General features: G+C 66.6%; 3 protein-coding genes and 2 pseudogenes. 1 reads left to right on the forward strand and 4 read right to left on the reverse strand.

Going from position 1 to position 4,444, the window contains the following annotated elements; translation table 11 throughout:
- Positions 1–166, forward strand: a pseudogene (locus BLW04_RS27200) (IS256 family transposase); the annotation flags it as partial.
- A 62-nt stretch (positions 167–228) separates the two neighbouring features.
- On the opposite strand, the pseudogene BLW04_RS29005 reads toward BLW04_RS27200, so the two are convergent.
- From BLW04_RS29005 to BLW04_RS24845, 4 genes and pseudogenes are all read right to left on the reverse strand, one after another.
- Positions 229–573, reverse strand: a pseudogene (locus BLW04_RS29005) (transposase); the annotation flags it as partial.
- 494 nt (positions 574–1,067) lie between these two features.
- The gene (locus BLW04_RS24835; protein ID WP_091548249.1) at positions 1,068–2,108 is read right to left on the reverse strand and encodes a carbon-nitrogen hydrolase family protein; all 1,041 of its coding nucleotides are present in this window, start codon (positions 2,106–2,108) and stop codon (positions 1,068–1,070) included.
- 32 nt (positions 2,109–2,140) lie between these two features.
- A complete protein-coding gene (locus BLW04_RS24840; RefSeq protein ID WP_091548251.1) occupies positions 2,141–3,499 on the reverse strand; it encodes an MFS transporter in 1,359 nt (452 codons plus the stop codon).
- A 171-nt stretch (positions 3,500–3,670) separates the two neighbouring features.
- The gene (locus BLW04_RS24845) at positions 3,671–3,988 is read right to left on the reverse strand and encodes a VOC family protein (protein ID WP_091548253.1); all 318 of its coding nucleotides are present in this window, start codon (positions 3,986–3,988) and stop codon (positions 3,671–3,673) included.
- Positions 3,989–4,444: the final 456 nt, after the last annotated feature.

Raw genomic sequence — 4,444 nt, forward strand, 5'->3', positions numbered from 1 at the left:
GCAGATGGCGCTGCGCTGGTGCGCCGCCGGGATGATCGAGGCAGGCAAGCAATTCCGCCGCGTCAACGGCCACCTGCACCTACCCAAGCTTCGCGCCGCGCTCGACGCCGAGATCACCGGACCTGTCGCATCGACCGTGCAAGATGAGGAGGTCGTCGCAGCCTGACGCACAACGGGCCGCCACCGAAGTTCTACGGAACTCGGGACAACCTCGTTCGTCTCCCCGGCGAAATATTTGGCCGCCGCCCGGAGGATCTCGCGCTCGGTAGCCAGCTTGGTCGCCTCGGCCTCGAGCTCGACCACCCTGGCCTCGAGCCGGGCGATCTTCTGCTCCCCGGCCTCCGGCCCCGACGGCGGCTGCAACCCGCTCGGCGGGCTGCTCACAGGGCCCCTGGTCATCGTGCCGTCTGCAGCCGTCTTCTTGCCCGTTACATGCAGGTCGACCCAGTGGCTCAGGGTGCCCCGCACGACTCCCAGATCCGCCGTGATGCCACGCAGCGTCGCGCCCGGGGTGGACTCGTACAAGTCGACGGCCTGCCGACGGAACTCCTCGGAGTAGCTCTTGCGGGCCATGGTTCTGGATCATCTCGCTTCCCCAGCAGGTGCTGGATTCGGCGTGTCCAAGAACCAGGGTCAGGGCCCCTAGGTCTCGCGGGTGTGGCTCTCCTGGCTTGTAACGGCTGGTCACCTGATGACCGTATGGGCGTGGGGGTGAGGCGGCCAACCTCGGCGAGCAGTGCAGCGCATACGAGGGCGAAGAATCGACATACCGAGACCGTTCCGCGTCGCCGTGTCCCGACGGTGCAAAGCTCTACGTCGTCACCCCCGACATGATTCAAATTGGTTCGCTGACCCGCGGCTACAACGTCCAACGGGGCGCTGACGTGAAGGTCGGTGGTGCTGATTGGCGGTCGACGAGCCGGAACGGGCCTTTTGCGGACCGGTTGCGGACTGGGTGCGGTGCGTAGCCGAACGGTGACTGCACCAAGACAGGCTTCGACGGCACCGACACCAACGGCTACCTCTCGGTGCACGCGGGTGATCGCCTACCTCGGGGCCCGGGGCCCTCAGCCTGAGGCCTCTTCGGTCTCCCCAGCCGTCCCTCCCGCGGGAGCCGTAGCATCCACGTGGTCACCGACCAGTCGGATCGGCGCCTGCCTCCGCTTGTTGAGCGTCACGCCAAAGACGTCGAACCTCTGATACCCACCGACGACGTCGTGAGCCATCTTTGGAGCGATGGACCTGGCCACGTCGACGTCTAGGAAGAGGATGCCCTCCTCCCCCTGGATGGAGTCGCCGATCAGGTTCCCGTCCGGCCCGAGAGCGAGGGAGACGGCCGGCGGAGCAGCACGGAGAACCTTCTCCACCTCCGCATCACCATCGGCACAGCCGAGAATGGTCGCCTCGTCGAGGTGGGCCGCCACGGAGAGCGCGAACACCTTGGCCTCGAAGGCGTGAGCGGCGGAGCGGACCTCGATCCAGCGGCGGTACGCCTCACCGTCGCCGCCACGCTTGAACGGCCACACAGGCGGCCAGGTCGCTATGTGCACCTGCTCCCCCTGGGCCATCAGGGCGTACCTGGCCAAGGGATTGGTGTTCTCGCCGCAGATCAGAACACCCAGCCGCCCAATGTCGGTGTCGATGACCCCGAGGCCCGCACCGTCACCGTGGGACCACACGAGTCGTTCCGCCCAGGTCGCTACGAGCTTGCGGTGATGGGAAACGAGCTTCCCCGCAGGGTCGAAGATTAGATTCGTGTTGAACAGCTGCCCCATGCTGACCGGACCGCGTTCGGTCACGCCGATGCTGAGATAGACGTCGTTGGACCGCGCGATCTGGGCGAGCCGCTCCGTGTACGACCCGGGCACCTGCACCGAGTTCGCGAACAGTTGCTCGAACTGACCGTGCTGATCGATCGGCCGCTGCACCAGGCACCAGATCGGGAAACCGGGGAGGAATCCCTCTGCGAAGGCCACCACTCGCGCGCCACCCCGAGCGGCTTCTGCCACGAGCGCGGCGACCTTGTCGACGGTCTGGTCGCGATCCAGGTAGACGGGCGAGGCGTGCACCCCAGCCATCCGGCCGGCGGGAAAGGTGTCGGCAGGCACGATGGGTCTCCTCGGGTTCGATGGCTAGCCGCTTATCCCAGTTCCTTGTGTCGCTGATCCTTTCCTAAGTAGGCGCCCACCGCGAGGCACACGCCACCGAGGGCCAACACGACGATCTGGGTGTACTCGTAAGGCATGAAGGTGCCCAGGCCCAGCATGTAGAAGGCGTAGAACGCCGGGATGATGCTGGCCAGGCTGTACCCGATGCCGTAGCCGGACGCCCTGACCGACGTCGGGAAGCTCTCCGTGATGTACGCGGTGACGACGGACCAGACCACCAGGGTCGCGATCTGCACCACGCCGAGGAGCAGCACCAGAGTGAGAAGGTCGTCACCCCCGCTGGCGACCGCCATGGCGTAGAGCGGTGGAGTCACGACGATGTTGACCACACCGAGAGCGATGAGGATCTGGCGACGCCCGTAACGCTGACCCAGGACCCCGAAGATCGGGAACAGGACGACGCCCACCAGAGCGCCGACCAGGACGACGATGTTCGTCCATCCGGCGGAGATCCCCATGGTCGTTTTCAAGACGCCCGGCACGGCGCCTGCAACAGCATTCAGGGTCAGCCACGCGCCGGTCATCACGATGAAGACCTGGCCCAGCGCGCGAGCGTTAGTACCGGAGAAGAGTTCACGCAGCGGCTTGGTCTCCCCCGCGGTCTCCTGGGCCTTGAGCCACATCTCGGACTCCGGCACGGACTTCCAGTAGTAAACGAAAACGCCCAGCGACAGGAAGAACCCGATGACGAACGGAACCCGCCAACCCCAGACCGCATACGCCGAGTCGGCCTCGCCCGCCGGGAAGATCTGCAGCGTCACGATGGTCAAGACCGTGATGCTCGCCAGCGCGAGCGGATAACCGGTGTTGATGATCGACCCGTAGAGGCCGCGTCGCGTTCTGGGGGCGTACTCCATCGCCAGCGGATTCGCGGCGGTGTACTCGCCGCCGAGGAAGATGCCGTCGGCAAGCCTCAGCAGAACGAGAAGGACGGCCGGCACCAGTCCCCAGGCCTCGTAGCCCGGAAGAATGACGATCAACCCCGTGCAGACAGTGAACCCCGCCGCGGAGATGATGGTGGTCTTCCGGCGGCCGATCCGGTCACCCAGCGGACCAAAGAACAGGGCGCCCAGAGGCCGACCGATCAGCGAGACCGCGAAGATCACGTAGAAGAGAGTCGCCTGCGCGGTGGCCGACAGATCGGGCGGCGTGAAATAGATGATGGCGGGCGCCAACGCGATGACGGGCAGATAGACGTCGTACATGTCGACGAAGAAACCGAAGGTCGCCGCCCTGAGTGCGGTCAGACCCCTCTTGCGATGGACGTCGTCGCTCTCGGGGGGACGTTCATCGGCTCCGGCCGGGACGGTGTGCACACGCTCGCTCGTCATGACTCCTGCTCCCTCTCGGTCGCGTCGAAGCGCACCCAGACTAGGACACCCATCGGAGTCGCGCCTTCCGAGATCAACCCTCCTGCCGTCCGACGCAGGTGGACGACCGGCCAGGCAGACGGGACCGTCCGGGGGACCAGCCGACATTGCGGGCGCAGCGTCCCGCGAGGCTCAGCTGCAGTAGCACTCGATCTGGATGCCATCGGGATCACGGAAGGTAATCAACCGGCTGCCCGGCAGCGCGCCGTCCTTAACGTCGGAGCAGTTGACCTGCTGGGTCGCCAACCACTGTCGCCACGTGTTGATGTCGGCCGGCGACGGAGTGCGGAACGCCAGGTGGTCCAACCCGGTCACGGTCTCGTCGAAGCCGCCGGCCGGACAGCCGTGGTGCGACAACAAGGTCAGCAGCAGCGGCATCTCGGGATGCCGCAGCGCCAGCCGCTCGAACCTCTCGTGCGGCAGCACCCCCAGCCGTTCGAAGCCGAGCACGCGCGTCTACCACTCGGCCGATCGCTCGACGTCACTGACGGTCAGGGCGATGTGGTGCAGCCCGGCGAGGCTCGGCCGCGTCTCGTGCATCCCGACTCCCGTGGCCGATCTTCGGTTGACGATAAGCTCGCTCAGAACCCGTCCGGAAGGAGTACCACACAGGCTGGACAGTTGCCTGCCGGCCCCGGGCGCGGGCCGGCTGTCGGCATGGGGCTACGACGTCGCGGGCGTCCTCGCCTACGCCCTGGCGCTCGACGCGTCGCGCACGGCGGAGTGAGCCCGGCGTGGACGCCTAGGGCCGCTCCGTTAGGCCACGTCGACCGGCTGACCGCGGACGCTGCCAGGTCCGATGCCGATGAAATCTCGCCAGCAAGCCGATCGTCCCCCGATCAACCCGCTTCCGGGAGACCGCCCTCACCGAGGTTGTCCCGGGTCTCGTGGAAGTTGAGGTGGCGG

The sequence above is a fragment of the Modestobacter sp. DSM 44400 genome, assembly GCF_900107175.1.
GTDB lineage: Bacteria > Actinomycetota > Actinomycetes > Mycobacteriales > Geodermatophilaceae > Modestobacter.